The following is a 2,876-nucleotide window of genomic DNA, read 5'->3' on the forward strand; positions in this document are numbered from 1 at the left end:
CCCTAATCCCCAATCCCCAATCCCCAATCCCCAATTCCTAATCCCTAATTGCTATGAGTGTTACTCCTAAATCTGAGATGAATTGGCAGCAAATAGCATCGCCCCAAGCGAATGCTGATACTGCTCCTAATTTTTTTGGTGAATTGGTACAAGAGACGCTGGCTTTAACTCGTCGCTTGTTTATTCAGTTGCAACGCCGTCCCTCAACTTTAGTTGCTGGAATCATTCAACCAGTAATGTGGTTGGTGTTGTTTGGCGCTTTGTTTCAAAATGCTCCCAAAGGCTTATTTGGTAGTACGACAAATTACGGTCAGTTTTTGGCTGCGGGTGTAATTGTATTTACAGCTTTTGCCGGAGCGTTAAATGCTGGTTTACCAGTAATGTTTGACCGAGAGTTCGGCTTTTTAAATCGGTTATTAGTAGCACCTCTAGCGTCACGGTTTTCGATTGTCTTTGCTTCGGCAATCTTTATTATTAGCCAAAGTTTACTACAAGCAGCCGCAATCGTTGGAGCAGCAGCGTTTCTGGGCGCTGGATTACCTGATGCCGCAGGCTTAGGTGCGATCGCTTTGATTGTCTTCCTCCTAGCTTTGGGTGTGACTGCGATCTCTCTCGGTTTAGCTTTTGCCTTACCCGGACATATTGAATTGATTGCGGTAATTTTTGTGACTAATTTACCGCTGTTATTTGCTAGCACCGCTTTAGCACCTTTATCTTTCATGCCCAAATGGTTACAGGTTGTGGCTACCCTAAATCCTCTCAGCTACGCCATTGAGCCGATTCGTTATCTCTATCTCCACAGCAATTGGGGACTGGATAGTGTAGTGATGCAGGCTCCTTGGGGTGATGTTACATTTGGTGGAGCGTTGCTGGTGTTGTTTGGCTTTGCTGTTTTAGCTTTATTAAGCATTCAACCCCAACTACGGCGGACTCTTGCTTAAGATAAGTTAGATAAATTTCAGGTTCAAAACTCATGAAAAAATACTTTTTACCAGCGGTTAAATTATTTGTGGCGACTGTAGCCGGAATAGGCTTTAGTTCCTGCCTCTTGGCTCAACCTAGCTTGGCTCAAATTAGCAGCCCAAGCGATGCTTTTCCTAGTACTAGTACAACAGACCAAAATACCGATCCATTCGCCCGTAATAACTCAGGTAATTTCGACATGTTTGACCTGATTCATCGGGCAAATTTTGGAACTCTGAACTGGAATAATGACGAACAAAATCAACAACTAGACTCAGCAGCAGCAGCCTTTAAAGCAAGGCAACAAAAACTGCTTCAAGGTCAACAACAAAGGCCAGTAACGCCAAGCTCGTCAACAATTACACCTAGTACACCTGGAAGTGCGACATCTCCAGTGTTTACCCTCCCTTCACAACAAAACTGAATGAAAAACTAGCTCCTCACCAAAATAGTGTTGAGGAGCCAGAAACGCGATCGCCCAGTTATGAGTTATTTTCTGACTCAGAATTTAGTGCGATCGCCACAAGTCACAATGGTGGTGTGGTTCGTCTTAGGCATTTGTGCAGGCTAGCCGCAACTCTCAATAATAACTAAGACTACAAGCCCAGTTGAGTTAAAACATCACTGGCATGGGTGGCTGTGTTCACGCTAGAGTCAACATGAATAATTTTGCCATTGGGGTCAATTACATAAGTGACACGCTTGGCATAACCACCGCCATCAACATCGTAAGCACCGATCAGGCTTTTGTCTTTGTCAGCCAACAGGGGAAAATTTAAATTGTATTTTTGAGTGAATGCTTGATGGGAAGCTTCATCATCTGCACTGACTCCCAGCACTACAATATCTTTACCTTGATATTCAGGTTGGGCATCCCGGAAGCTACAAGCTTGTTTGGTGCAACCTGGAGTGTCATCTTTGGGATAAAAATACAAAACAACTGTCTTCCCAGCAAAATCAGATAACGAGACGGTGTTGCCATTAGTATCTTTGACGGTAAATGCAGGTGCATCCGTACCAACTGTTAGAGGCATAATGAACCTTTCCTGTTTCAGATTGTTGATGCCTTTGAAATTTTACAATAATTCACAATATTTAAATGACTTACCAAAGAAACAGCACAAATACGTATATCTAAAAAATTCTGCTTAAATAAGGTATCTGGTACTGAAACATAGCTATTTTGAAATTAATCATTATTCAAAAAATTGCTCAAAATCCAAAATGTCTAGTGTTGATTCCCAAAACCCGCCAACTTTTTCTTATCCTTCTAGCACAGTAGAAAGGGCTAAACGATCGCTAGTTTGTTCGCCGTTCAATCTGGGGTTGTTTGCAGCGATGCGACATGAAAGCGTGTCATTGAATGCGATCGCGGGTGAAAATGGTGTTCAGCATGGCTACACCAAACGTCCTTTGTCAGAATTGGCATCTTATAACACTTTAGACTGGCTAATCCAAGTAGGAGTTCTGCGCCGAGAAGTCGATGGCCAGGGAATTACAGATAGTTTTCGCCTCACTCCTCTAGGCCATCGGGTGGTGGAACAATACCAAGGAAAAAATTGGCCTGCTCCTTCCTTGAGCGATCGCCTGTACAATGCAATGATTCGTTGGTTTAGACTACCTTTTTAAAAGAGAAAATTAGAGAGTTAGGATGAGGGAATCAAAGGGAACAATATATACGCAAGCATCTGACTCCTTTATCAAGTCTTTATCATAATCTAACTGAAATTTGCCAGGGAGATGAAAGTACAAGGACGCGATGAATAAGGGAGACAAGGTGAGACAGCGCTCTTGGTAGGGTTTCCTTCCACAGGCGGCTGCGTTAGCGCAGCGTTAGCGAGCTTGCAAGCGTCACCCGATGGGGAGACAAGGGAGAGAAGAATTTACTCCCTCCGCCCCTCCGCCCCTCTGCC

General features: G+C 43.7%; 4 protein-coding genes. 3 read left to right on the forward strand and 1 reads right to left on the reverse strand.

From position 1 onward, the window contains the following. The first annotated feature begins 53 nt into the window (after positions 1–53). Together I8752_RS21770 and I8752_RS21775 are read left to right on the forward strand one after the other, a co-directional pair. Positions 54–941 carry an ABC transporter permease gene (locus I8752_RS21770; RefSeq protein ID WP_214434369.1) on the forward strand — a complete coding sequence of 296 codons (888 nt, stop codon included), beginning with the start codon at positions 54–56 and terminating at the stop codon, positions 939–941. A 32-nt stretch (positions 942–973) separates the two neighbouring features. Next, a complete protein-coding gene (locus I8752_RS21775; protein WP_214434370.1) occupies positions 974–1,387 on the forward strand; it encodes a hypothetical protein in 414 nt (137 codons plus the stop codon). A gap of 172 nt (positions 1,388–1,559) precedes the next feature. Here the strand turns inward: I8752_RS21775 and I8752_RS21780 are convergent, their stop codons facing one another. Further along, entirely contained in the window at positions 1,560–1,997 is a 438-nt protein-coding gene (locus I8752_RS21780; RefSeq protein WP_214434371.1) for a peroxiredoxin, read from the reverse strand. A gap of 190 nt (positions 1,998–2,187) precedes the next feature. On the opposite strand from I8752_RS21780, the gene I8752_RS21785 reads away from it, so the two are divergent. Continuing rightward, positions 2,188–2,592, forward strand: coding sequence for an Npun_F0494 family protein (locus tag I8752_RS21785; RefSeq protein ID WP_214434372.1), 405 nt, complete (start codon positions 2,188–2,190; stop codon positions 2,590–2,592). The last annotated feature ends 284 nt before the right edge of the window (positions 2,593–2,876 follow it).

It is taken from the genome of Dendronalium phyllosphericum CENA369 (assembly GCF_016056275.1).
In the GTDB taxonomy this organism is placed as follows: Bacteria; Cyanobacteriota; Cyanobacteriia; order Cyanobacteriales; family Nostocaceae; genus Dendronalium; species Dendronalium phyllosphericum.

Coding starts and splice junctions, on each gene's coding strand:
- I8752_RS21780 (WP_214434371.1), bottom strand. CDS start 1,997: ATGCCTCTAACAGTTGGTACGGATGCACCTGCATTTACCGTCAAAGAT.
- I8752_RS21785 (WP_214434372.1), top strand. CDS start 2,188: ATGTCTAGTGTTGATTCCCAAAACCCGCCAACTTTTTCTTATCCTTCT.
- I8752_RS21775 (WP_214434370.1), top strand. CDS start 974: ATGAAAAAATACTTTTTACCAGCGGTTAAATTATTTGTGGCGACTGTA.
- I8752_RS21770 (WP_214434369.1), top strand. CDS start 54: ATGAGTGTTACTCCTAAATCTGAGATGAATTGGCAGCAAATAGCATCG.